General features: G+C 69.4%; 20 protein-coding genes. 6 read left to right on the top strand and 14 right to left on the bottom strand.

The features are described 5' to 3' along the window. Positions 1-16: 16 nt before the first annotated feature. Together ACEJ41_RS13265 and ACEJ41_RS13260 are read left to right on the top strand one after the other, a co-directional pair. Entirely contained in the window at positions 17-2,140 is a 2,124-nt protein-coding gene (locus ACEJ41_RS13265; protein WP_374012726.1) for a TonB-dependent receptor family protein, read from the top strand. 161 nt (positions 2,141-2,301) lie between these two features. Continuing rightward, positions 2,302-3,504: an aromatic amino acid transaminase gene (locus ACEJ41_RS13260; protein WP_374012725.1), complete on the top strand. Its 1,203-nt coding sequence runs from the start codon at positions 2,302-2,304 to the stop codon at positions 3,502-3,504. Between the two features lie 300 nt (positions 3,505-3,804). Here ACEJ41_RS13260 and ACEJ41_RS13255 read toward each other — a convergent pair whose 3' ends face one another. Further along, on the bottom strand, positions 3,805-6,879 hold the full coding sequence (locus tag ACEJ41_RS13255; RefSeq protein WP_374012724.1) for an FAD-binding and (Fe-S)-binding domain-containing protein: 3,075 nt from the start codon (positions 6,877-6,879) through the stop codon (positions 3,805-3,807). A 223-nt stretch (positions 6,880-7,102) separates the two neighbouring features. Beyond that, complete coding sequence (locus ACEJ41_RS13250) at positions 7,103-8,122, bottom strand: sugar kinase (protein ID WP_374012723.1); 1,020 nt, start codon at positions 8,120-8,122, stop codon at positions 7,103-7,105. Positions 8,123-8,283: 161 nt separating this feature from the next. Here ACEJ41_RS13250 and ACEJ41_RS13245 point away from each other — a divergent pair, with 161 nt between their 5' ends. After that, positions 8,284-9,354: a LacI family DNA-binding transcriptional regulator gene (locus ACEJ41_RS13245; RefSeq protein ID WP_374012722.1), complete on the top strand. Its 1,071-nt coding sequence runs from the start codon at positions 8,284-8,286 to the stop codon at positions 9,352-9,354. Between the two features lie 25 nt (positions 9,355-9,379). Here the strand turns inward: ACEJ41_RS13245 and ACEJ41_RS13240 are convergent, their stop codons facing one another. Further along, a complete protein-coding gene (locus tag ACEJ41_RS13240) occupies positions 9,380-10,465 on the bottom strand; it encodes a PA0069 family radical SAM protein (protein ID WP_374012721.1) in 1,086 nt (361 codons plus the stop codon). A 155-nt stretch (positions 10,466-10,620) separates the two neighbouring features. Here ACEJ41_RS13240 and cls point away from each other — a divergent pair, with 155 nt between their 5' ends. The 3 genes from cls to ACEJ41_RS13225 all read left to right on the top strand — a co-directional run bounded on the left by cls (position 10,621) and on the right by ACEJ41_RS13225 (position 13,315). Next, complete coding sequence (gene cls, locus ACEJ41_RS13235; RefSeq protein ID WP_374012720.1) at positions 10,621-12,069, top strand: cardiolipin synthase; 1,449 nt, start codon at positions 10,621-10,623, stop codon at positions 12,067-12,069. A gap of 206 nt (positions 12,070-12,275) precedes the next feature. Then, positions 12,276-12,566 carry a hypothetical protein gene (locus tag ACEJ41_RS13230; protein ID WP_374012719.1) on the top strand — a complete coding sequence of 97 codons (291 nt, stop codon included), beginning with the start codon at positions 12,276-12,278 and terminating at the stop codon, positions 12,564-12,566. Next, positions 12,563-13,315: a pyridoxine 5'-phosphate synthase gene (locus ACEJ41_RS13225; RefSeq protein ID WP_374012718.1), complete on the top strand. Its 753-nt coding sequence runs from the start codon at positions 12,563-12,565 to the stop codon at positions 13,313-13,315. The genes ACEJ41_RS13230 and ACEJ41_RS13225 overlap by 4 nt, the downstream gene beginning before the upstream one ends. A 97-nt stretch (positions 13,316-13,412) precedes the next feature. On the opposite strand, the gene ACEJ41_RS13220 is transcribed toward ACEJ41_RS13225, so the two are convergent. From ACEJ41_RS13220 to dnaA, 11 genes are all read right to left on the bottom strand, one after another. Further along, a complete protein-coding gene (locus ACEJ41_RS13220; protein WP_374012717.1) occupies positions 13,413-13,826 on the bottom strand; it encodes an ExbD/TolR family protein in 414 nt (137 codons plus the stop codon). 3 nt (positions 13,827-13,829) lie between these two features. Continuing rightward, positions 13,830-14,255: an ExbD/TolR family protein gene (locus tag ACEJ41_RS13215; protein WP_374012716.1), complete on the bottom strand. Its 426-nt coding sequence runs from the start codon at positions 14,253-14,255 to the stop codon at positions 13,830-13,832. Positions 14,256-14,299: 44 nt separating this feature from the next. Next, entirely contained in the window at positions 14,300-15,058 is a 759-nt protein-coding gene (gene exbB, locus ACEJ41_RS13210) for a TonB-system energizer ExbB (protein WP_374012715.1), read from the bottom strand. A 93-nt stretch (positions 15,059-15,151) separates the two neighbouring features. After that, the gene (locus tag ACEJ41_RS13205; RefSeq protein ID WP_374012714.1) at positions 15,152-15,823 is read right to left on the bottom strand and encodes an energy transducer TonB; all 672 of its coding nucleotides are present in this window, start codon (positions 15,821-15,823) and stop codon (positions 15,152-15,154) included. Positions 15,824-15,952: 129 nt separating this feature from the next. Continuing rightward, positions 15,953-17,119 (bottom strand): tetratricopeptide repeat protein, encoded by a 1,167-nt coding sequence (locus ACEJ41_RS13200; protein WP_374012713.1) that lies wholly within the window; start codon positions 17,117-17,119, stop codon positions 15,953-15,955. A 108-nt stretch (positions 17,120-17,227) separates the two neighbouring features. Then, the gene (locus ACEJ41_RS13195) at positions 17,228-18,034 is read right to left on the bottom strand and encodes a M48 family metallopeptidase (RefSeq protein WP_374012712.1); all 807 of its coding nucleotides are present in this window, start codon (positions 18,032-18,034) and stop codon (positions 17,228-17,230) included. 68 nt (positions 18,035-18,102) lie between these two features. Continuing rightward, a complete protein-coding gene (locus tag ACEJ41_RS13190) occupies positions 18,103-18,939 on the bottom strand; it encodes a lysostaphin resistance A-like protein (protein ID WP_374012711.1) in 837 nt (278 codons plus the stop codon). Beyond that, entirely contained in the window at positions 18,932-21,391 is a 2,460-nt protein-coding gene (gyrB, locus tag ACEJ41_RS13185) for a DNA topoisomerase (ATP-hydrolyzing) subunit B (RefSeq protein WP_374012710.1), read from the bottom strand. Before gyrB ends, ACEJ41_RS13190 begins: the two co-directional genes overlap by 8 nt. A 109-nt stretch (positions 21,392-21,500) precedes the next feature. Beyond that, positions 21,501-22,592, bottom strand: coding sequence for a DNA replication/repair protein RecF (gene recF / locus ACEJ41_RS13180; protein WP_374012709.1), 1,092 nt, complete (start codon positions 22,590-22,592; stop codon positions 21,501-21,503). 86 nt (positions 22,593-22,678) lie between these two features. After that, the gene (dnaN, locus tag ACEJ41_RS13175) at positions 22,679-23,779 is read right to left on the bottom strand and encodes a DNA polymerase III subunit beta (RefSeq protein WP_374012708.1); all 1,101 of its coding nucleotides are present in this window, start codon (positions 23,777-23,779) and stop codon (positions 22,679-22,681) included. 304 nt (positions 23,780-24,083) lie between these two features. Further along, a complete protein-coding gene (dnaA, locus tag ACEJ41_RS13170; RefSeq protein WP_374012707.1) occupies positions 24,084-25,415 on the bottom strand; it encodes a chromosomal replication initiator protein DnaA in 1,332 nt (443 codons plus the stop codon). Positions 25,416-25,443: the final 28 nt, after the last annotated feature.

Here is a 25,443-nt window from a genome sequence, read left to right as displayed (position 1 = left end):
GCTGCATACTGTTGGCATGCCTTTGAACGCGTTTCACCGGCCATGGGCCAGCTGCCTGCTGCTGGCGTGCCCCGTTGCCCTGCCCACGCTGGCCTTCGCCGCCGACGCCCCGACCACCCTGCCCACGGTGTCGGTGAGTGCACGGGTCGAATCGGTGGCGGCCTTCGACCTGCCGGCCTCGCTGGATGTGGTGGACCTGCGCGCAGACCCGTGGGCGCGGGCCAGCCTGCCGCAGGCGCTGGGCAGCGTGCCGGGGGTACTGGTGCGCGAACGCCAGAACCTGGCCCAGGACACCCAGCTGTCGATCCGCGGCTTCGGCGCGCGCGCCACCTTCGGCGTGCGCGGCGTGCGCCTGTACAGCGACGGCATCCCGGCAACCATGCCCGATGGCCAGGGCCAGCTCTCGCACTTCGCCCTGGCCGCAGGCGACCGCATCGAGGTGATCCGCGGCCCGTTCTCGGCGCTGCACGGCAATTCTTCCGGCGGCGTGGTCCAGTTGTGGACCGCTCAGGGCCATGCCCCCGGGTCGATGCAACTGCACCTGAGCGGCGCCAGCCACGCCACCCGCACCGCCAGCCTGCGCCTGGATGGCGGCAGCCAGGACCAGGCCACCGGCTATCGCGTGTCGGCCTGGCGGCTGGACACCGATGGCTATCGCGACCATTCGGCTGCGCGCCGCACCCTGCTCGACGCACGCCTTTCGCACGCGCTGCGCGACGGCGGCGAGCTGAAGCTGGTTGGCAACCTGCTTGATGCGCCGGACGCGCAGGATCCGCTCGGGCTGGACCGGGCACAGTGGCGCGCCAACCCGCGCCAGGCCACGCCGCAGGCATTGCAGTACGACACCCGCAAGTCGGTGCGCCAAGGCCAGCTGGGTGCGCACTGGCGCCAGCCGCTGGGGTCCACCGCAACCGTGCATGCGACCGCCTACGGCGGCCAGCGCACGGTGACCCAGTTCCTGGCAGTGCCGGTGGCCGCGCAGGCCAGCCCGCTCAGCGGCGGCGGCGTGATCGACCTGGACAGCGGCTATGGCGGCATGGACGCGCGCGCCACCTGGCAATGGGGCGACGGCAACCTGGAACTGACCGTGGGCGCCAGCGCCGAGCGCCAGGACCAGCACCGCCGCGGCTACGAGAACTTCGACGGTGCGCGCCTGGGCGTGCGCGGTGCACTGCGCCGCGACCAGGACGATGTGGTGTCCAGCATGGACCAGTACGCACAGGCGTGGTGGCGGATGACGCCGCGCTGGTGGCTGCAGGCCGGCGCGCGCCACAGCCGGGTGCGCTTCCGTTCGCACGACCGCTACATCACCACCGCCAACCCGGACGACAGCGGCCGGGTGGACTATTCGCAAGTGACTCCGGTGGCCGGGGTGACCTTCGCGCCCGGCCCGGACCTGCGCCTGTACGTGTCGGCCGGGCGCGGCTTCGAAACACCCACCTTCAACGAACTGGCCTACCGCGCCGATGGCCGCGGCGGGCTGGCGCTGGAGCTGCGTCCGGCGGTGAGCGACAACCTGGAGCTGGGCGCCAAGTGGCGCTCGCCTTCTGCCAACGCGCAGCTGGAAGCGGCGCTGTTCCGCGCGGACACGCGCGACGAACTGGCGGTGGCACGCAACAGCGGCGGGCGCAGCAGCTATCGCAACGCCGGTCATGCGCGCCGCCAGGGCCTGGAGCTGAGCGCGCAGGCGCGCCGCGGGCGCCTGGGCGTGCAACTGGCCGGCACCTGGCTGGATGCCCGCTTCCGCGACGGCTTCCCGTTCTGTGCCGGGGCCGGCTGCACGGTGCCCAATGCGGTGGTGCCGGCCGGTGCCCGCATCCCCGGCCTGCCGCGTCGGCACGGGCTGCTGCGCCTGGACTGGGATGGGGGCCAGTGGCGCACGGCGCTGGAGCTGGCCGGCGCCAGTGCGGTCAACGTGGACGACCGCGGCCTCGCCTCGGCACCGGGCCACGCCCTGCTGCACCTGCAGGCCAGCCGCGACTGGCGGTACGCCCGCGGCACCCTGCGCGGGCTGCTGCGCGTGGGCAACCTGCTGGATCGCCGCCACGTGGGCTCGGTCATCGTCAACGAGGGCAATGGCCGCTATTACGAACCCGGCCCCGGCCGCAGCCTGCTGCTGGGCCTGGAGTGGCTGCCGTAGGCGCCAATTCCGCACGGCAGGGCCGCCCGGGCCAGCCGCGGTCACAGCGGAAACCGTCGAGGCCAGCCCTTGGGGCTGCTACGATTGGACGGTTTGCAGGCGCACCGCAGCCGCGTGTTCCGACACCTGCCAACCCCCATCCCACTACACAGAGCCAAGCCGTGTCCTTCTTCTCCGACGTCGAACTGGTCCCCGGTGATCCGATCCTGGGCCTGACCGAGGCGTACAACGCCGACAACCGCGCCACCAAGGTCAACCTGGGCGTGGGCATCTATTACGACGAACAGGGGCGGATCCCGCTGCTCAAGGCCGTGCAGCAGGTCGAACACGCGCTGGCCGCGGCCAACCGCCCGCGCGGCTACCTGCCGATCGACGGCCTGGCCGCCTACACCCAGGCCACCCGCGAGCTGCTGTTCGGCAAGGAGTCGCCGCTGCTGGCCGCCGGCCGCGTGGCCACCACCCAGACCGTGGGCGGTTCGGGCGCGCTGCGCGTGGGCGCCGAACTGCTGCGCAAGCTGCTGCCGCACGCCATCCTGGCCCTGAGCAACCCGAGCTGGGAAAACCACCGCGCGGTGTTCTCGGCCGCCGGCTTCGATGTGGTGGACTACACCTATTTCGACGCGGCCAGCCACGGCGTGGACTTCGACGGCATGCTCGCCGACCTGGGCAAGCTGCAGCCGGGTACCACCGTGCTGCTGCACGCGTGCTGCCACAACCCCACCGGTGCCGACCTCACCGTCGGCCAGTGGAAGCAGGTGGCGCAGGTGCTGCGCGAGCGCGAGCTGTTCCCGTTCGTGGACATGGCCTACCAGGGCTTCGACAAGGGCATTGCCGAAGACGCGGCGGCCATCGGCGTGCTGGTGGAGGCGGGCATCGATTCCTTCATCGTGGCCAGCTCGTACTCCAAGTCGTTCTCGCTGTATGGCGAGCGCGTCGGCGCGCTGACCGTGGTGGCCCCCAGCGCCGACCAGGCCAAGGCGGTGCAGTCGCAGATCAAGCGCATCATCCGCACCATCTACTCCAGCCCGTCCACCCATGGCGCCGCGCTGGTGGCCGGGGTGCTTGGCAGCGCCGAGCTGCGCGCACTGTGGGAAGAAGAACTGGGCCAGATGCGCACCCGCATCCACGCCCTGCGCGCCGGGCTGGTGGAGAAGCTGGCCGCGCACGGCGCGCCGGAGTTCGGCTTCATCGACCAGCAGGCCGGCATGTTCTCGTACTCGGGCCTGAGCCGGCCGCAGGTGGACCGCCTGCGCGACGAGTTCGGCATCTACGCGGTAGGCACCGGCCGCATCTGCGTGGCCGCGCTCAACCAGGGCAACCTGGATTACGTGGCCCAGGCCGTGGCCACGGTCAGCCGCGGCTGAGGAACGCAGCGGGCCGGATGTTCACCGCCCGCATTGATCGGCAAAGAAAGGCCCGGCACATGCCGGGCCTTTTTCGTGGTTGTGCCCTGGTGCCCGGGGATGCGGACGCAGTGCTGCGACGCTTTTTGTAGGAGCCGGCCTCGCCGGCGACCTCTGTGCGGGGTGGTGTGTGGCGATGCCGCAGCCTGCGCCGGGTCGCCGGCAAGACCGGCTCCTGCATGCGGCGGCCGATGATCGCGACACGGTGTGGTGCGCTGCCTCCCGCCCCTCCGTCTCAGGCAGCGAGGCCGCGAACATCCCTCACTCCCGCGACTGCGCCGGCAACGCGCGCAGGTGCTGGACGATGGCCTGCAGCGGATGGGCCAGGCTGGCCCCGGCAAAGCGCCGGGCCTGGGTGCGGCAGGAATAGCCATTGGCCAGCAACCGGTGCTGGCCACCGTGCGTGGCAATGGCCGGGCCCCAGGACAGGTCGAAGATGCGCTCGGAGGTCGCCACGTTGGCCGCTTCGTGGCCATAGGTGCCGGACATGCCGCAGCAGCCGGTCGGCACCATCGCCAGCTCCAGTCCGAGGCGCCGGAACACCTGCGGCCACAGCGCCGCCTGGGCCGGTGCGTTGGTCTGCTCGGTGCAATGCACCAGCAGCTTGAAGCGCGCATCGGCCTGGCTGCCGGCAGGGGTGGTGGCCGCCACCGGCAGGACATCGACCAGCCATTCCTGCGGCAGCAGCACCGGCGGAGCATCGGCGCCCAGCAGCTTGCGGTACTCGTGGCGGTAGGCCAGGGTCATGGCCGGGTCCAGCCCGACCAGCGGCACGCCCTGCGCGGCCAGCGCGTTGAGCATGGCCGCATTGCGCCGCGCCACCTTCTCGAACGCGCCCAGGAAGCCCAGCACCTGCAGCGGCTTGCCATTGGGCATGAACGGCGCCAGCAGCACCCGGAAGCCCAGCCGCGAGAACAGCTCCACCGTGTCCACCAGCAGCGCGGTCTCGAAGTAGCGGGTGAACGCATCCTGCACCAGCACCACGCAGCGCGCGCGGGCATCGGCCGGCATCGCGGCCAGCAGCTCCGGGGTGGCCGTTTCGACCTGCCACCGACGCAGCGCAGGGCGTGGATCGATCCGGCTCAGCGGCGGGCTGTCCACCATGCCCGCACCCACCCGCATCAGCCAGCGCACCGGCGGCAGGCGCAACGCGCCGTTGTACAGCCACGGCACCCGCGCCATGGTCGGCACGCTGAACTCCAGCGAGCCGATCAGGTAGTCCTTCAATGGCCGCAGGTAGCGGGCGTGGTACATCTCCAGGAAGCGCGAGCGCACGTCGGGGATGTCCACCTTCACCGGGCACTGCCCCGCGCACGACTTGCACGCCAGGCAGCCGGACATGGCCTCGAACACCTCGTGCGAAAAGTCCGGCTCGCCCATGCGCCGGCCCAGGCTGTTGCGCAGCCGTGCCAGCCAGCGCAGCGGCGAGGTGCCGGCACGCAACCGCGCGGTGGCCTGGACCAGGTCCACCCCGGCGCGCGCCTGCAACCGCAGCCACTCGCGCACCAGCGCCGCACGCCCCTTGGGCGAGTGCCGGCGATCGCGGGTGGCCTTCCACGACGGGCACATCGGGTCGTCGTAGTCGTAGTTGTAGCAGGCGCCGTTGCCGTTGCAGTGCACCGCTGCGCCGTACTCGGCCCAGGCGCGCGGATCGATCTGGCGGTCGTACTGGCCGCGCATGGCGACCTCGTCGATCCGCAGCAGCGCAGCGCCGGGGGCATCGGCGGGCGTGGCGATCTTGCCGGGGTTGAGCTGGTTGTACGGGTCGAATGCCTGCTTGACCGCCTGCAGCGCCGGGTACAGCTCGCCGAAGAACGCCGGGGCGTATTCCGAGCGCACGCCCTTGCCGTGTTCGCCCCACAGCAGCCCGCCGTGCTTGCGCGCAAGCGCGGCCACCGCGTCGGAGATCGGCCGCACCAGCGCGGCCTGTGCCGGCTGCTTCATGTCCAGCGCCGGGCGCACGTGCAGCACGCCGGCATCGACGTGGCCGAACATGCCGTACTCCAGGCGGTGGCTGTCCAGCAGCGCACGGAACTCGGCGATGAATTCGGGCAGCGCTTCCGGCGGCACCGCCGCATCCTCCACGAACGGCTGCGGCCGTGCCTCGCCATGCACGTTGCCCAGCAGGCCCACCGCGCGCTTGCGCATGGCATAGACCTGGGTCACCGAGGCGGCGTCGGCCGCCACCGTGTAGCCCAGGCGCTGCACCGAGGTGTCCTGCGCCAGGTGTGCGAGGAAGGCGGCGACCTGGCGCTCCAGCGCGTCCAGGTCATCGCCGTTGAACTCCACCAGGTTGATGCCCAGCACCGCGGCTTGGCCGCTGTCGGGGAAGAAGCGGCCAACCTGGTGCCAGACGATGTCCTCGCGGGCCAGGCCAAGCACGGTGGAATCCACCGTCTCGATCGAGATCGGCGACAGCGCCATCAGTGCGCGCGCATCGCGCAGCGCATCCATGAAGCCGGCATAGGAGACGTTGACCAGGCGCCGGTGCCGCGGGATCGGCAGCACGTTCAGCCGCGCCTCGACGATGAAGCCCAGCGAGCCTTCCGAGCCGCACAGCAGGCTGTTGAGGTCGAAACGGCCGTGGCCATCGCGCAGGTGCACCAGGTCGTAGCCGGTGAGGCAGCGGTTGAGCCGCGGGAAGCCGGCCTGCACCCGCGCGTCGTACTCCTGGTGCAGCGCCAGCATCTGCCGGTGCAGGCGCGCGGCCTCGTCCTGGCCGGACACGGTGCGCGCAAGCGCCGCCTCATCCAGCGGCGTGGTGTGGATGCGCTGGCCGCCCAGCAGCACGGTATCCAGGGCCAGCACGTGGTCGCGGGTCTTGCCGTAGGTGCAACTGCCCTGGCCGCTGGCGTCGGTGTTGATCATCCCGCCGATGGTGGCGCGGTTGGAGGTGGACAGTTCCGGGGCGAAGAACAGCCCGTGCGCGCGCAATGCCGCGTTGAGCTGGTCCTTGACCACGCCCGGCTGGACCCGCGCCCAGCGGCCTTCGACATCGATCTCCAGGATCGCGTTCATGTGCCGCGACAAATCCACCACCACGCCTTCGGTCAGCGACTGGCCGTTGGTGCCGGTGCCGCCGCCGCGCGCGGCCAGCACGATCTGCCGGTACTCCGGCTCGGCCGCAAGCGCGGCTACCTTCTGCACGTCCGCGGCATGGCGCGGGAACACCGCCGCCTGCGGGAAGCGCTGGTAGATGGAGTTGTCGGTGGAGAACACCGTGCGCGCGTCGTGGCCGTCGTCGATCCCGCCTTCGAAGCCACGCGCGCGCAGCGCGTCCAGGAAGGCGCGATAGCGTGCGGGCAGGGCCTCGTGCGGGGCGAGTCGGGCAATCATGGTGTCGTGGCGGGCTGGCGGGCAGCGAGGACCAGGCGGTGGCCTGGCCGTCGCGGGCCGTGGCAAGGACAGTGGGGATGGGACGAATGATATGCCGCCATCCCGCGCTCGGCATCCGTCATCCGCTTGCGCCAGCCGACACAGGCATCGCCCGGCGCCGGCCACGCGCGGCCTGGCGCGTTCGCGCAGACCTGCCGGCCACCCGCCCGCAGGCGCGACGCCGTCAACGCCGCACGTCGTAGCGCCGTTCGCTCAGCAGGGCCTGGACCTCGGCCTCGCTGACCAGGTTGAAGTCGCCCGGGATCGAATGCTTGAGGCAACCGGCGGCCAGGCCGAAGCCGATGCTGCGCTCCGCGTCCCAGCCCTGGATCAGGCCGTGCAGCACGCCGGCGGCGAAGGCGTCACCACCACCGATGCGGTCCACGATCGGCGTCACTTCCAGTTGCGGCGCCAGCGCGAGGGGCCGGTCGCGCCCGGCCAGCACTCCGGACAGGGCGTGATGGTCCACGCTGTGCACGGTGCGGATGGTGCATGCCATCCAGCGCAGGCGCGGGAACGCGGCGAACGCATCGGCCGCCGCCGCCTGGATGCGGTCCAGCGCCGCCTCCTGCGGGTACTGCCCGCCCAGCACCAGGGCCATGTCGCGATGGTCGGCAAACAGCACGTCGGCCTCGGCCATCAGGGCGGACAGGATCGCGCGCGCGTCGCCGTCCCAGGCCTGCCACAGGCGCGGCCGGAAATTGCCGTCGAACGACACCCTGGCCCCGGCAGCGCGCGCCGCGCGCGCCGCGGCCAATGCCGCCGTCGCGGTCGCCGCGCCGACCGCCGGGGTGATCCCCGACAGGTGCAGCCAGCCGGCGCCGGCCAGCAGCGCCGGCCAGTCGTAGTCGTCCGGGCCGGCCAGGGCGAAGGCCGAACCGGCGCGGTCGTACAGCACTTCGGCCGGACGCTGGATCGCGCCGGGCGCCAGGAAGTACAGGCCCATGCGCCCGTGCGCCCGGCGCAGGCCCGTGGTGTCCACCCCGTGGCGGCGCAATTCGCCGGCGGCAGCGTCGCCCAGGGCGTTGTCGGCCACGGTGCCGGCCATCGCCACCTGGTGGCCGAAACGCGCCAGGGAGACGCCGACGTTGGCTTCGGCCCCGCCCACGCGTACCTCCAGCGACGGACCTTGCAGCAGCCGCTCGCGGCCGGGCGCACTCAGGCGCAGCAGCAGTTCACCAAAACACACGATGCGAGCGGACATGGGCGGCTCCCGGATGCAGACGCCGATGGTGCCACGATGCCTGCGGCCCTGGACACGCCTGCATGGCATCGTGCGCCAATGCGCCAACCCGCAAACCGCATCCGCCGGCCATGCCGGGCGTGCTGCGGCTAGAATCGCACCGAGCCCACGCGAATCCGACCATGCCCGCGCGAAAACCTCCTGCTGCACCGGCCCCCCGGCCCGCTGCCGGCAAAGCCGCCACGATCACCGACATCGCACGGCTGGCGGGAGTTTCCAAGAAGACCGTCTCCCGGATCATCAACCACTCCCCGCTGGTGCGTAAGGGCACCCGCGAGAAAGTGCAAGCGCTGATGCGCGAGGTGGGCTACGCGCCCGATCCGCTCGCGCGCGGGCTGGCCTTCCGCCGCTCGTTCCTGATCGGCATGGTGTTCGACAACCCCACCGCGCAGTACATCGTGGACATGCAGTACGGCGCGCTGGACGCGCTGCGCGACTCCGGCTACGAGCTGGTGGTGCACCCGTGCGACACGCGCAGCCCCGACTGCGTGGACAGCGTGCGCCGGTTCGTCCAGCAGCAGAAGCTGCACGGGGTGATCCTGGTTCCGCGCGCATCCGAAGGCCAGGCCCTGGCCGAGATGCTGACCGCGATCAACTGCAACTACGCGCGCATCGTGCCGGCCGACTGCGACGACCAGGCCGGGCGCCTGATCGTGACCCACGACCGCGACGGCGCAGCCGAGGTGGCCGGCCACCTGCTGGCGCTCGGCCACACCGAGGTGGCCCTGGTCACCGGGCCATCAAGCGCGCGTTCGGCGGCGGAACGTACCGAAGGCTTCCTCCAGGCCATGGCCGCCGGCGGCATCGACATCCCCGCATCGCGGATCATCGAGGGCGACTACTCCTTCGAATCGGGCGTGGCTGCGGGCGAGACGCTGCTGGCACGGCGGCGGCCCACCGCCATCTTCTGCAGCAACGACGAGATGGCCGCGGGCGTCTACAAGGTGGCCGCGCGCGCGCGGATGAACATCCCGCGCGACCTGTCGGTGGTGGGCTTCGACGACAGCCCGCTGGCCTCGCTGCTGTGGCCGTCGCTGACCTCGGTGCGCCGCCACACCCGCGAAAGCGGCCGCATCGCGGCCGCCGCGCTCATCAGGGCCGAGTCCGACCCCCTGCCGGTGGCCAGCGTGCGTCCGCACCTGATCGTGCGCGACTCCACCGCCGAGCCACTGCGCGCGCCGGCATCCGCTTAGGCACCACTGGCCGGGCGCGGATTGCTCAGAACAGCTCGCCCTGCGCCGACGGCATGCGCGGGGCGATGAAGCGGCTGCAATCCAGCCGGTGCGGCCGCACGTCGGCATAGCCCAGGCGGCGATGGGCCAGGGTGAAGCGCTGGCCCAGCAAATCGGCAAAACGCCCCTGGCCGCGCATGCGCTGGCCGAACTGCGCTTGGTAGTCACGCCCGCCGCGCATCTGCCGCAGGACACTCATCACCCGCTCGGCACGTTGCGGCATATGGGCCTGCAGCCAATCACGGAACAGCGGCGCCACCTCGTGCGGCAGGCGCAGCAGCACGTAGCCGGCACTGTCGGCCCCGGCCTGGCGCGCGGCCTCCAGCACCGCCTCCAGCTCGTGGTCGTTCACCCACGGGATGGCCGGGGCAAACATCACCCCCACCGGGATGCCGGCCGCGTGCAACCGGTGCATGGCCCGCAGGCGTGCATGCGGCGCGGCCGCCCGCGGCTCCAGCCGCGCACTCAGGTGCGGGTCCAGGCTGGTCACCGAGAAGTGCACCCGCACCAGCTGTTGCGCGGCCAGCGGCTGCAGCAGGTCCAGGTCGCGCTCGACCAGGGCGTTCTTGGTGATCAGGCTGAACGGGTGGCGGCATTCGAGCATCACCTCGATCAGTTGCCGGGTCAGGCCAAGGCGGCGTTCCGCCGGCTGGTAGGCGTCGGTGTTGATGCCCAGGGCAATGGGCTCGGGACGGTAGCTGCGGCGCGCGAACTCCCGGCGCAGCAGCTCCGGCGCATTGGTCTTGGCGAAGATCCGGGTCTCGAAGTCCAGCCCCGGCGACAGCCCCAGATAGGCGTGCGAGGGGCGCGCGAAGCAGTAGCTGCAGCCGTGCTCGCAACCCCGGTACGGATTGACCGAGCGCGAAAAGCCCACGTCGGGCGAATCGTTGCTGCTGATGATGCTGCGCGCGGTTTCCTCGCGCACCTGGGTGCGCGGGCGCAAGGGGTCGGGCGCGGACACGGGGTCGCCTTCCGGCGCCATCCAGCCGTCGTCCACCGCTTCGGACACGGTGCGCTCGAAGCGTCCCGCCAGGTATTGCCGCGAGCCGCGGCCCTTGATCGTTTCGGCCATGCGCACAGGCTAGGCCGATCCGTTCTCAGCCGTGGCGACCGCAGCTGAGTGGTTCAGGACCCGCGCGATGGCGGCCGACGGCCAGCGCATCCTGCACGATCACGCACGCTGCGGCATGCTGGATCGGCCGAGCAATCCACCAGCGAGACTTGCCGATGTCCGGATACCTCCACGCCGCCTGGGACTGGCTCGACCGGATCCCCTACCTGGGCCTGATCCTGGTGCTGGCGTGGCTGGGCTACATCCTCGGCCTGGGCGTGTGGATCGTGCTGCAGAAGCGCGAACCGGTGGCCACCCTGAGCTGGGTGATGTCGCTGGCCCTGCTGCCCTACGTGGGGTTCCTGATCTATTTCCTGCTGGGTCCGCAGCGGATCAAGCGCCAGCGCCTGCGCCGCGGCCGCAGCCGCACCGGCATGACCCGCTACTCCGACGTCTGCGCCGCCGACGACGCCTGCGTGGAACTGGCACGGGTGGGCCAGGCCACCACCGGCTTGCCGCCATCCACCGCATATTCGGCCCAATGGCTGGTGGACGGCCACGCCACCTACGCCGCCCTGCTGGAGGCCATCGAGGCGGCCGACCACCACATCCATCTTGAGTACTACATCTGGAAGCCGGACCGCACCGGGCTGCGCCTGCTCGATGCCCTGGCCCGGCGCGCGCGCGCCGGGGTGCACGTGCGCTTGCTGCTGGACGCGGTGGGGTCTGCCGGGCTGAAGGCCCGGCACCTGCGTGCACTGGTCGAAGCCGGCGGCGAGTTCTCCTGGTTCCATCCCACCCGGTTCCGTCCCTTCACCCGGCCGTGGGTGAACCTGCGCACCCACCGCAAGATCGCCGTGGTCGACGGCAAGGTCGGCTTCATCGGCGGGGTCAACGTCACCGACGACCAGGACGAAACGCTCGCGCCCCAGGCCTTCCGCGACCTGCACCTGCGGGTGGACGGCGCGGTGGTGCGCAGCCTGCAGCTGGCGTTCGTGGAGGACTGGGTGTATGCGGCCGGCGCCGATCCGGCCGGCTTCGACGACCGGCACTACTGGCCCGCGCATGAGCCGGGGCCGGTGCTGGCGCAGCTGCTGGTGTCGGGCCCGGATTCGTCATGGGAGGCGATCCACCGGCTGTACGTGGCCGCCATCCACGAGGCCCGGCAGCGGGTATGGGTGGTCACCCCGTACTTCGTGCCAGGCGAGGCGGCGCGCATGGCCCTGACCTCGGCCGCGCTGGGCGGCCTGGACACGCGGCTGCTGGTGCCACGGCGCAGCGATTCGCGGCTGGTCACGCTTGCCGCGCGTTCCTATTTCGACGAGCTGGTCCAGGCCGGGGTGCAGGTCTACGAGTACGCCGGGCCGCGCATGCTCCACACCAAGGCGCTGCTGACCGACGACCACCTGTGCATCGTCGGCAGCGCCAACTTCGACTACCGCAGCTTCCGCCTCAATTTCGAGGCCTCGATGATGGTCCGTGACACCGAAGCCTGCGCCAGCCTGGCCCGGTTGCTGGAGGCCGAGTTCGCTGCCGCATCGCGGGTGCGCCCGGACCGGCCGTGCGGACTGTGGCGGCACCGGCTGCCCGAGTCGCTGGCGCGCCTGCTGTCCCCGCTCCTGTAACGGCGTGCGCTGCCGGCGTGGCATCGGCCGGCGCGACCGGCGCTGCCCGCGTTCCGGGCTGCAGCGCGACCGGGCATCCCCTTGCACGCGACAGGCGGTCCTGCGGACGGACATGCGGCAACAGCCGCAAGGCCGGACATGGGGCATCATGGCCGCGGCGGCGGCGGCCATGGGGAGCGCGTCCACCGCCAACCTGGAGGACAGCGATGCACTGGCTCTACCTGCTCTTTGCCTTCGGCGCCCTGCTGATCGCGATCACCACCGCCCATACCTGGGTCCTGGCCCTGTGCCTGGTTGCAGCGCTGGCACTGGTCGGCGCATGGGCCCGCACCCTGTACCTGGCGCGTGCCGGCGGCGGCACCCGCGACGTGCTGACGATGATCGATCCGGACGAGCTGCGGCGGCTGCGCGAACTTGCCGAAGCCAAGCGCAATGGCGAGTCCGGCACCGCGGCGGACACGTCATCGGCCGACCGCACGCCCCCGCACTCGGCATGACCCGGCTCAGCGTCAACGTCAACAAGATCGCGGTACTGCGCAATTCGCGCGGCGGCGGCGAGCCGGACGTGCTGGCCGCCGCGCGCACCTGCCTGGAGGCCGGTGCCCATGGCATCACCGTGCATCCGCGACCCGACCGCCGCCACATTGTGGCCGAGGATCTGGCGCCGCTGGCCACGCTGGTGGCCCGCCACGGGGTGGAACTCAACATCGAGGGCAACCCGTTTGCCGCGCCGCGCCCCGGCTACCCGGGCCTGCTGGCGCTGTGCGAGCAGGTGCGCCCGGCACAGGTGACGCTGGTCCCGGACGACGATGGCCAGCTCACCTCCGACCACGGCTTTTCCTTCTCCGGCGACCTGGCGCCGCTGGCCACGCAGGTGCACCGGTTCGCGGCGCTGGGCTGCCGGGTCAGCCTGTTCGTGGATGCCGGCGTGACCACGCTGGAGCGGGCCGCCGGGCTGGGCGCGGACCGGATCGAAATCTACACCGGCCCCTATGCGCAGGCGTTCGCCACCGGCGTGCCACAAGCGGCGATGCAGGCCTGTGCCGATACCGCGCGGCGCGCGCGCACCGCCGGCCTGGGGGTGAATGCCGGCCACGACCTGTCACAGGCCAACCTTGGTGCCTTCCTGGCCCAGGTGCCCGGCGTGCAGGAAGTCTCCATCGGCCATGCGCTTGTCAGCGAGGCGCTGTATGCGGGCCTGGCCGCGACCGTGCGTGGCTACCTGGAGATCCTCGCCTCGGCCTGAGCCGGCACAAAAGGAAACGCCGCCCCGGGGGGCGGCGTTCCAGCGTTGCGTCGCGGTTCCCGCTGCTGCAGGGAAGCGGGACCGGTGGCAGCGCGGCTTACGGCTGCACGAAGTTGATCTTCGCCATGTTCGCGTTCTTGGCCGCGGCCAGTACCTTGGCCATGGTTTCGTACTCGGAGTCCGAACTGGCGTCGATGCGCAGCTCCGGCTGGTTGGTCGGATCACGCTGCACTTCGGCTTCCATCATCTGCTGCAACGTCGCAAGCGCCACCGGACTGTTGTTCCAGTACGCCTGGTTGGTCGCATCGATGCGCAGGTCGATCGGTGGCGGCGGTTCACGCGTGACCGGTGGCGGGTTGATGACCCGCTGCGGCAACGCCACGTCGATCGGATAGGTCATGATCGGCGCCGTCACGATGAAGATGATCAGCAGCACCAGCATCACGTCCACGAGGGGCGTGACGTTGATGTCGGCCATGGGGCCCTTGTTGCCGCCTGTACTGAAAGCCATGGCTCAGGGACCCTTTACTTTGGTTGCGACGAAGCCGATGTCGAGCATGCCCTGGGACTGCGCGATCAGGGTGATCTCGTTGATCGTGCGCATCTTGGTGGTGCGGTCGCCACGCAGGTTCAGCGGCGGCTGCGGCACCTGCTGGGCGACGCTGGACAGGCGGGACTCGAGCATTTCCCGGGTGATCTCTTCGTCGTTCCAGTACAGCGAGCCGTCTTCCTTGACCGAAACGGTGATCGGCAAGACCCGTTCGTTCTTCTCGTCATCGAGCTGGGTCAGGTTCGCTTCGGGCAGATCGATCTGCACCTTATGCGACATCAGCGGCGCGGTGATGATGAAGATGATCAGCAACACCAGCATCACGTCCACGAGGGGCGTGACGTTGATGTCGTTCATCGGGCCGGGTGAACTGTCGGTACTGAAGGCCATTGGGCTCTCCGATATTACGGCTTACGACGTCAGTGCGAACCGGCTCAGCGCACGCGCGAGCCGGTGGCGAAGAAGTCGTGCAGATCGTGGGCGAACGAGTCGTACCGGGCGATCGTGGCGCCGTTGATCTTGCTGAAGAAGTTGAAGGCGAACACGGCCGGGATCGCCACGAACAGGCCGATGGCGGTCATGATCAGCGCCTCGCCCACCGGGCCGGCGACGGCATCGATCGAGGCCGAACCGGTCGCACCGATCTTGATCAGCGCGCCGTAGATGCCCCACACGGTACCCAGCAGGCCCACGAACGGAGCGGTCGCGCCGACGGTTGCCAGCAGCACCATGCCCGACTGCAGCTTGGCGCTCTCGCGGGTGACGGCCTGGCGCAGGGCGCGGTCGACGAACTCCGAACGGCTCAGGGACTCACCCAGGGCAGTTCCGGAATTCTCCGAACGCTGGTGGTAGGCGGCAGCCTGGGCGGCGTCCAGGGCGATCTTGGAGAACGGCTCGCTGCGCGGCTGCTCTTCCATCACGCGGATGGCTTCCTGGGCGTTGGGTGCTTCCCAGAATGCGTTGACCACCCGGTCGGCCGCCGACTTCAGGCGGGCGTTCTTGATGGTGTTGAAAATGGTCCAGTACCAGGACGCGGCCGACATGAACACCAGGGTGAGCAGCACGATCCACGAGACCGCGAATTCACCCGGGTTGGCGACCATTTCGGACAGGAGGTGGTCGAAGCCCATCTGGGTGAGGGCAGAACCGCTGTTGCCCCCGGCAGCGGCGGCGATGAAGATTTCCTGCAGCATAACGCTTACCTTTTGTTATGAATGATGGTGTAGAGAGAAGGCGGAACCGTTAGGCCCGGTTTCCGTCACGGGTTACCGTTTGCGGATCGGGCATCAGCCCAGGGTGAAGTTCACCGGAACCCGAACGCGACCGGCCGCCTTCTGGCCGTCCACAGTCGCGGGATTGAAACGCCACCGGCGGGCGGCTTCCATCGCGGCACGGTCGAGGTCGCGGTTGCGGCTGGACCTTTCGACCGACACGTTGGTCACGTTGCCGTTGGCATCCACGTCGATGACCAGGATGACCTCGCCCTCGATGCCGGCGCGCGCGGCGGCCGGCGGGTAGCGCGGCGGGTTCATGTTCTTGGACGAGATGTCCACGCTGGCCGAGATGTCGGCCACCGGTGCCGGCGGCGCCGGCGGCGCCGGCGGCTGGTAGACGTCGGTCGGGCGCGGCTCGGCCACGTCCACCGGCGGCGCCTGCGGCGGCGGCGGCACCGGAGAAGCCTTGGGCGGCGCCAGGTTCTTGACCGGCGGCGGCGGCTTGTCCTGCGGCGGCGGTGGCGGCGGCGGGGGAGGCGGGGGAGGCGGTGCATCGACCAGGGTGACGAGGATGCTGCGCTCCTGGTCAACGTCGGCCTTGGGGGCAACCGCGGGGATCAGCAGCAGCATCAGCGCGGCCAGATGCAGCGCAATGACGAATGCGATGCCGATGATGCGCGGCCAGCTGAGCCCGCTTTCCTCGGGTTCTTCGTAGTACCTGTGGACGACCAGTTGTTCAGTCATGCGCCATTTGCTCGTTTGTGAGGCGGAACCCGAGCAGGGCCCCCTATTCCGCGGTTAACACCGCATGAACCGCCAAGCATATACCAATCCCGAGCCCCTTTGCCTAGGACCCGGCGCTTCTTTCGTAAATCACTTCAAGTTGATGATCTTCTTCGCTTCCTCGGGCTTGCGTACGCCCTTGGTCAGGGCCTGCTGGGCCGCCTGCTTGGCTTCGCTCACGCGCCCCTCCTGCCATAGAACGCGCGCCAGGTTCAAATAGGTCTCTCCGTCCTTGGACAGCGGTGCGGCCTTCTGCCAGTTCTCGATGGCCTGCGGGATCTTCTCGCTGTAGTAGTACGACTGGGCCAGGGCCAGGTAGGTCTGGTAGTCGGGCTTCAGCACGCCCTTGGCAATGCCCTCGCCGACCACGGCGATCACGTCCGCCTCGCGGTTTTCCATGTTGGCGTAGGTGATGTAGAGCTGGCGGTACTCGCGCTCCTCGGTGAGCTGGCCGGCGGCGCGCAGCGTTTCCAGCACCTCGGCGGCCTTGTCCATGCGTTCGGCCTGGCCGTACACCGAGGCCAGGTTCATCTTGGCCTTCTTGTCCGAGGGATTGTTGGCCACCTGCTGCTCGGCCACGGCAATGGCCTCATCGTACTGCTCGGTCTCGGCGTAGGAGGCCAGCAGCAGCTGCATCCAGTTGTCCTTGGGCTCGGGCGACAGTTCGATCGCCTGCTTGAGCACCGGAATGGCTTCCTGGTAGCGCTCGGCCTGGTACAGCGCCTGGCCCTTGATCACCAGGTCCTGCGGGCGCTTGGACTGGGTCTGCTCCAGGAACTGGTCCAGGGTGGCCAGGCCCGGCGCGTAGTCATCGTCGGCCAGGTGCAGCTGGGCCAGCATCAGCATCGACTGGTAGTGGCCGTTGTTCTCCAGCCCGTTGAACTGCAGCACCTGCTGCAGGTAGGCCTTGGCGGCCGCGTTGTCGTCCAGGCTGTAGGCGGCCTGGGCGGCGAGCTGGGCGGCCAGCGACTTGTCGTACTCATTGGCGCCCGGGGCGGCCAGGATCTCGTCGGCCTGACTGCGGGTCTGTTCGTAGTCTTCGCTGTTGTAGAGGTCGATCAGCTTGCCGAGCTTGCGGCCGACCTTCGGCGACGGCTTGGCGGCCGGCTCCTGGCGGGTGGCGTCGGGGAACATCACATCGGCCTTCTGCGAAGCCTTGCCCGAGCGCGAGGTCTGCGCCGAGGCGTCGGCCACCACCACGCCACCCAGGGAGGCGGCAATAAAGAGCGACAGCAGGGCATGTTTGTGGAACGTCATGAGGACACCTCTTGCTGGCCATCGGCGCACGATGGCAGGAACCGAGCCGGCAACGCTAACAGAAGACGGTTTATTTCGAAACGGCAGGCGTCAGCCGGCGCGCGCGGCTCAGGGGCCGCAGGCGGGGGTCCGGCCGCCCTGGCGCGCGGCCTGGAACGCGGGCTGCAAGGCCGGGGCCCGCTGGCGCAGGGCCTGGATGCGGTTCTGCGGATCCGGGTGGGTGGACATCCACTCCGGGGTCCTTCCGGCCGAGGCGGCGACCATGTTCTGCCACAGGTCCACGGCCTGGGCCGGGTCGAAGCCGGCGTTGGCCATGAGCTGCTGGCCGATCTGGTCCGATTCGGTCTCCTGGGTGCGCGAGAACGGCAACAGCAGGCCGAGCTGGGCGGCCATGCCGCCGCCCTGGGTGACCAGGTCCGACGCGCCCTCCCCGTAACGCGCGCCGGCCAGCGCACCCACCACGGCCAGGCCGGTGGAGGTGGCCGCCTGGCGCGACACGCGCTCGTTGGTGTGGCGTGCATAGACGTGGCCGATCTCGTGGCCGAGCACCGCCGCCAACTGGTCCTGGTTCCTGGCCACCTTGAACATCCCGGTGTTGACGCCAACCTTGCCGCCGGGCAGGGCGAAGGCGTTCGGGCTGTCGTCCACGAACACCGCCGTTTCCCAGGGCAGCTTCTGCCAGTCGCCGGGCAACTGCTGCACCAGGGCCCTGACCACGCATTGCACGTAGGCGTTCTGCTGCCCGCCGGACACGGTCTTCTGGCCGGCCTTCATCTCGGTGAAGGCCTGCGCCCCCATCTGGTTGAGCTGGCTGTCCGAATAGGCCATGTACTGCTTGCGCCCGGTTGGCGATGTGGTGGTCGCGCAACCCGCCAGCACCACCACCGTGGCTGCCGCCAATATCCAGCGTTTCATGATCCGGCCCTTGCCCTGTTGGGGCGTGAATTGTGGTCGTCCCGGGCTTAACTTTTCGTCAATCGGGCTCAGCCCAGGCCATGCACCGCCAGGGCCACGGCATTGTTCAGCGCATGGGCGGCAATCGGTGCCCACAGGGTCCCGGTGCGCCAGTACAGCCAGGCGAAGGCCGCACCCATGCCAGCGTAGACCAGCCACAACTGCAGCACGGCCAGCGGCGGGTTGCCGCTCAGGCCCGGCACCTCGTGGACCAGGGCAAACGCGGCGCTGCTCAGGACCACCCCCAGCCACGGCCGGCCGGCTGCCAGGAACCGCCCGAACAGGACCCGGCGGAACAGCAGTTCCTCGTACGCCGGCGCCAGCACCACGGCAAACACGAACAGGAACACCGGCCAGCGCTTTCCGGCCTCGTCCACCAGGGCCATGTTGCTGGGAACCGGCTCGACCCCGGCGCGCTGCATCAGCCAGCCGATGAGGCTGCTGGCCGCGAACACCGCCAGCCCCACCAGCACGCTCCAGCCCCAGGTCGACGGCCGGGCCGCAGCCACGCGCGAGCGGACCCGCTCGGCGGGCCCGGCGCGACGTCGCCAGAAGTACAGCAGCAACGCGGCGGCCGACATGCCCAGGACCGCCATCACGATCTGCGCCAGCGGGCCCGGCTGGCCCAGCGCCCGGACCAGGGCCTCGGTATCGGCCGGGTCGGCAATGGCGCCCGCTTGGACCAGCCGCAAGGTCTGGGCAACGGCCCAGGCCATGCTGGCAAGCATGCTCACGGCCATGAGCGCGGTGAAGGCGACCACCACGTCCAGCAGGAACTGGCCGACCACCACGCCAGCACGGACAGGCAGCAGCGGTGGCGGCCCGGGGACAGCCCCGGGCCGGGCCTCACCTGGCCACTCAGACATCCAGGTTGGCGACCTTCAGCGCATTGGTCTCGATGAATTCACGGCGCGGCTCGACCACGTCGCCCATCAGGGTGCTGAAAATCTGGTCGGCGGCGACCGCATCCTCGACCCGCACCCGCAGCAGGCGGCGGGTATCCGGGTTGACCGTGGTATCCCACAACTGCTCGGGATTCATCTCGCCCAGGCCCTTGAAGCGCTGGATCTGGCGGCCACGCTTTGCCTCGTCCAGCAGCCATGCCTGGGCCTGGGCGAAGCTGTCCACAGCTTGCGACTTGCCCCCGCGCACCACCTGCGCGCCCTCGCGCACCAGGCCGTGCAGCAGCGCAGCGGCATCGCGCAGCGGGCGCAGCTCGCCGCTTTCGAAGATCGACAGCGGCAGCACCTGCAGCAATTCCTCGCCCATGTGCCGGCGGGTGACCTGCAGGGCTGCCGGGCGGGCGTCGGTGGCCGGCATCAGCTTGACCGCGAACCTGGGGCTGCCCAGCTTGCCGCGGTTGAGGCGTGCCTCCAGCGCGTCCAGTTCGTGGCGCTCGTCGGTATTGAGCGCCAGGTGCGCCGCATCAAGCGGGGTGAAGTCGATCAGCGCTTCCAGCAGCAGCGGGTCGAAGCGGTGGCCGTTGCGGGCGATCGCCTCGCGCGCGCCGGCATAGGCCAGCAGCAGCTTTTCCAGCGCTTCGCCGCTGATCGGCGGCTCGCCCTGGGCCGGTACCAGCGCGGCGTTGTCCACCGCGCTGCTGGCCAGGTAGGCGTCCAGCGCCGCGTCGTCCTTGAGGTACAGCTCGGTCTTGCCCTGCTTGATCTTGTACAGCGGCGGCAGGCCGATGTAGATGTGGCCGCGCTCGATCAGCTCGGGCATCTGCCGGTAGAAGAAGGTCAGCAGCAGGGTGCGGATATGCGAGCCGTCCACGTCCGCGTCGGTCATGATGATGATGCGGTGGTAGCGCAGCTTGTCCGGGTTGTACTCGTCCTTGCCGATGCCGGTGCCCAGCGCGGTGATCAGGGTGCCGACCTCGGCGCTGGAGAGCATGCGGTCGAAGCGCGCGCGCTCGACGTTGAGGATCTTGCCGCGCAGCGGCAGCACCGCCTGGTTCTTGCGGTTGCGGCCCTGCTTGGCGGAACCGCCGGCCGAGTCGCCCTCGACAATGAACAATTCAGAAAGCGCCGGGTCCTTCTCCTGGCAGTCCGCCAGCTTGCCCGGCAGGCCGGCGATATCCAGCGCGCCCTTGCGCCGGGTCAGCTCACGCGCCTTGCGCGCGGCCTCGCGGGCGCGGGCGGCGTCGATCACCTTTTCCGCGATCGCGCGTGCCTCCTGCGGGTGTTCCTGCAGGAACTCCTCCAAACGCGTGCCGAACGCGTTCTCAACGGCCGGCTTCACCTCGGAGCTGACCAGCTTCTCCTTGGTCTGGCTGGAGAAGCTCGGGTCCGGCACCTTGACCGACAGCACCGCGATCATGCCTTCGCGCATGTCATCGCCGGACAGGCTGATCTTGGCCTGCTTGGCCAGGCCGTTCTGTTCGATGTAGTTGTTGATCGTGCGGGTCAGCGCGGCGCGGAAGCCGGCCAGGTGGGTGCCACCATCCTTCTGCGGGATGTTGTTGGTGAAGCAGTACATCGTCTCCTGGTAGGCGTCAGTCCATTGCAGGGCCACATCCACCACGATTCCGTTCTGCTCGCCGGTCACCGAAATCACATGCGGGTGCAGGGGTGTCTTGAGCTGGGCCAGGTACTCCACGAAGCTGCGGATGCCACCTTCGTACTGGAAGGTGTCCTGGCGTACCTTCCCCTCGGGCGTGATCTCACGCTCGTCGATCAGGGTGATCTTGACCCCCGAATTGAGGAACGACAGCTCGCGCAGGCGGCGCATGAGGATGTCGTAGTGGAACTCGGTGTCGGTGAAGATCTCGGCGGCCGGCCAGAACCGGGTCAGGGTGCCGCGCCGGGTCGACGGCCCGACCCGCTTGAGCGGATACACCGGCTCGCCGAGGGCGTATTCCTGCTGATGGTGGTAGCCGTTGCGCCAGATATCCAGGGTCAGCCTGGACGACAGCGCGTTGACCACCGAGACGCCCACGCCATGCAGGCCACCGGACACCTTGTAGCTGTTGTCATCGAATTTTCCGCCGGCGTGCAGCACGGTCATGATGACCTCGACCGCCGAGCGCCCCTCTTCCTTGTGGATATCCACCGGAATGCCGCGGCCGTTGTCCGAGACCGAGACCGAACCGTCCGCGTGGATGGTCACGATCACCTCGTCGGCGTGGCCGGCCAGGGCCTCGTCGATCGAGTTGTCGACCACCTCGAACACCATGTGGTGCAGCCCGGTCCCGTCGTGCACGTCGCCGATGTACATGCCGGGCCGCTTGCGCACGGCCTCGAGGCCGCGCAGCACGGTGATCTTGCTGGAATCGTAGGAATCGTTGCCGGGGGTGGAGCCGGGAGTCAGTTCGCTCATGCCTTCGCCGCGATCGGGGCCGGGCCGCACCTTTCGCAAGGCGCAGCTCCAAGCCGTAGGGAGACAATCGATTATACCAGCCCCGACCGGGCCGCCGGCCCTGGCAGGATCAGGCCGACAGGCGTCCGTGTTCCACGTGGAACAGCCGATAGGCCTGGCCGGCGTCCAGCAGCACCTGCGGTGCCTCGGTGGCGGTGACGAACAGTTGCAATCCCGGCTGGTCCCGAAGGTGGGCAAACACCCGCTGCTGGTGGGTGCGGTCCAGCTCCGAGGGCAGGTCGTCCAGCGCGATCACGGGCCACTGCCCGCGGCGGCTGGCGAAATCACCCGCCTGGGCCAGCAGCATGGCCAGCGCCACCAGCTTGGTCTGCCCGCGCGACAACGCTTCCCGCCCCGGCAGGCCGGGCAGTTGGATGCTCCAGTCGGCCCGATGCGGCCCAACCCCGGTATGGCCACTGATCCTGTCGCGCTCCCGGCCCAGCAGCAGCGCATCGGCCAGGGCCAGCTCCTGACGCTTCCAGCCAGGCTGGAAATCGATTCCGCCCACTTCCACCGTGTCGCTCAGCGCCGCTGCGGTCTGGACCGCCCGCGGTGCCAGTTCGGCAAGGTAGCGCTCTCGATGGGTGGTCAGGGCTTCGCCGCTGTCGGCCAACTCCCGATCCCAGGCATCGAGCTGCGAGCTTCCGCCACCCGCCTTGAGCAGGGCGTTGCGCTGCCGTAGTGCCCGCGAATAGCGCCGCCACAGCGGGAGGAAGCCCTGTTCCACGTGGAACAGGCCCCAGTCCAGATACCGCCGGCGGTTCTCCGCGCCCCCGGCGATCAACGCATGGCTGCCGGGCTCGAAGGTGACCACTGCCAGCGCGGCGCACAGCTGGCCAAGATGGGCGACATCCTCACCATCCAGGCGCCCGGTCCAGGCCTGCCCGCCATGGCGCAACCCCGCCTGGCGCGTGCGCCGGCCAGACGGTCCCTGCTCCGCCCACTCGACAAACACTTCCAGCGCCTCGGCACCCTCGCGCACCAGCCCGTCCCGGACCCGGCCACGGAAACTGCGCCCGTATGCCATCAGGTGCAATGCTTCCAGAACGCTGGACTTGCCGGCGCCGTTGCCGCCGGTAAGCAGGTTCAGGCCGGGTGCGGGCGTCAGCTCGGCATGCTCGAACCGGCGCAGGTCGCGCAGGACCAGCCGGCTCACCTGCATGGAGGGCAGTTCCGGGAAGGAAAACGCCCGGTCAGAACCGGGCGTCGTTGGAGTTCCACGTGGAACATGACAGTTGCCGGGTCCCGTTACAGGCGCAGCGGCATCACCACGTGCCGGCACTTGTCGCTGCCCGCCTCGCGCACCAGCGCCGACGAGTTGGCGTCACGCAGCGCGAGGACCACAAACTCGTCGCGCAGGGCGCCAAGCGCATCGAGCAGGTAATTGACGTTGAAGCCAATGGCAATCCCATCCACCTTGGTGTCGGCCTCGATCTCCTCCTGCGCCTCTTCCTGCTCGGGATTGTGGGCGTTGATCTTCAACTGCCCGGGGGAGATTTCCACCCGCACTCCGCGGTACTTCTCGTTGGACAGGATCGCCGCGCGTTGCAGTGCCGTGCGGATCACCTCGCGGTCCACCCGGACCTCCTTGTCCGCGCCAATCGGGATCACCGCCTCGTAGTCGGGAAAACGGCCGTCGATCAGCTTGGACGTGAAACTGACATCGTCGCGCTTGACCCGGATATGGCTGCGCCCGATCTCCAGTTCCAGCGCACGGTCACCGCCTTCCAGCAGCCGCTGCAGCTCGGTCACGCCCTTGCGCGGTACGATGATCTGGCGCTTGGCCGCCACCGCCTGCTCCAGCCCTGTTTCGCACAACGCCAGCCGGTGGCCATCGGTAGCCACGCAGCGCAGGGTCTGCTCGCGCAGGTCGAACAGCAGGCCGTTGAGGTAGTAGCGCACGTCCTGCTGGGCCATGGCGAACGCGGTGCGCTCGATCAGCTCCTTCAGTGCTGCTTCCGGTACGCCGATACGCTCGGTGGCTTCGACCTCGTCCACCGAGGGGAAATCGGTGGCCGGCAGCGTCGCCAGGGTGAAGCGGCTGCGCCCGGCCTGCACCGAGACCTTGTCGCCCGACTGGGACACCGTGACCCGGCTGCCATCGGGCAGGGCGCGCACGATCTCGAACAGCTTCCGCGCCGGAATGGTCGTTTCGCCGTCCTGGCCGTCCTCGACCGGGGCACGGGCGATCATCTCCACCTCCAGGTCGGTGCCGGTCAGGGAGAGCTGGCCGTCCTGGACCTGGACCAGGAAGTTGGCCAGGACGGGAAGCGTCTGGCGTCGTTCGATGACATTGACGACCTGGGCCAGAGGCTTGAGCAGGGCTTCGCGCTGGAGAGTGAAACGCATGGATTCCGTGCCTCTACGCTTTAGAGAAGATGTGGAATAAATCAAAAAGAGGTGGTTGTGGAGGGCTTCCTGGCCTGTGGTTAACTCACCAAAGCCATTGAAAACAATAGGTTTTCTGGGAAGGCAAAACCTGCTGGAAGATCTCCGGGAGACCCGGGACAAGCTGTGGATAGTTTCTGGTGAACATTTCTGTCCCCGGCTTATCCCCAGCCCGTCCCCGCCTTGTACCCAGAGAATCTACCGCACCTTTCCCGTGCAGCCCATTCCACGGGAAACGCTGCCCCGGGCCATCATCGACCCGGGGTCACTCACTGAGCTTGCGGATCAGTTTGTCCCAGTCCTCGCGCAACTTGCCATCGGTTTCCATCAGGTTGCGGATCTGGCGGCAGCCATGCAGCACGGTGGTGTGGTCGCGTCCTGCGAACGCATCACCGATCTCCGGCAGGCTGTGTTCGGTCAGTTCCTTGGTCAGGGCCATGGCCACCTGCCGCGGCCGGGCCAGCGAGCGGGTGCGGCGTTTGGACAGCAGGTCCTTGACCTGCAGCCCGTAGTAGTCGGCCACGGTTTTCTGGATGTTGGGGATGCCGATGGCCTGCTGCTGGGCGCGCAGCAGGTCGCGCAGCGTCTCCTGGGCGAATTCGACGGTAATGGCCCGGCCGGTGAAGTTGGCGCGTGCGGCCAGGGTGTTGAGCGCCCCTTCCAGGTCGCGCACGTTGCTGCGCATCTTCTTGGCCAGCAGGAACGCCACTTCGTCGGGAATCTGCGCACCGCGCTCGCACGCCTTGGCCAGCACGATCGCTGCGCGGGTCTCGAAGTCCGGCGGATCGATCGCCACCGACAGGCCCCAGGCCAGGCGCGACTTCAGCCGCGGTTCCAGGCCATCGACCTCGCGCGGGTAGCGGTCGCAGGTCATGATGATCTGCTGGCGGCTGTCGAACAGCGCGTTGAAGGTGTGGAAGAACTCTTCCTGGGTGCGGTCCTTGCCCGCGAAGAACTGGATATCGTCGATCAGCAGCGCGTCGATCTGCTGGAACTGGCGCTTGAACTGGTCGGCGGTCTTCTCCTGCAGGGCGCGGAAGAAGGTGTTGTAGAACTGCTCCGAGCGCAGGTACAGCACCCGCGCACCGGGGTTGAGCCGGCGCATCTCGTTGCCGGCCGCGAACATCAGGTGGGTCTTGCCCAGGCCGGTGCCCCCGTACAGCAGCAGCGGGTTGTGGGCCCGGTCGCCGGGCTTCTGCGCGGCCTGCCAGGCGGCGGCGCGGCCGAGCTGGTTGCTGCGGCCCTCCACGAAGTTCTCGAACACGTAATGGCTGTCGAGGTTGCCGTTGAACGGCTCGGCCGGCAGCGGCCGCGAGCTCCGCGGCGCGGTGGCCGGGGCCGCTGCCGCCGGTTCGGCCAGGCGCGGCCGCGAGCCGATTTCCAGGGCCACGTTCAGGTGGCCGGAAAAATGCTGGGCCAGCTCGCGGATCCGCGGCAGGAAACGGTCGCGCACCTGCTCGACGATGAAGGCATTGGGGGCGTACAGGACCACGCCATCGGCGCGCTCCTCGGCTTGCAGGGGTTTGAGCCAGGTGTGGACGTCCTCGGCCGGCAATTCGGCTTCGAGACGTTCCAGGCAGCGGGGCCAGGCATCCATCGGAAAGGCACACTCGTCGTGCGAATCC

The organism is Pseudoxanthomonas koreensis, assembly GCF_041890415.1.
Taxonomy (GTDB): domain Bacteria; phylum Pseudomonadota; class Gammaproteobacteria; order Xanthomonadales; family Xanthomonadaceae; genus Pseudoxanthomonas; species Pseudoxanthomonas koreensis_A.
This window is presented reverse-complemented; position numbering and strand designations above follow the sequence as displayed.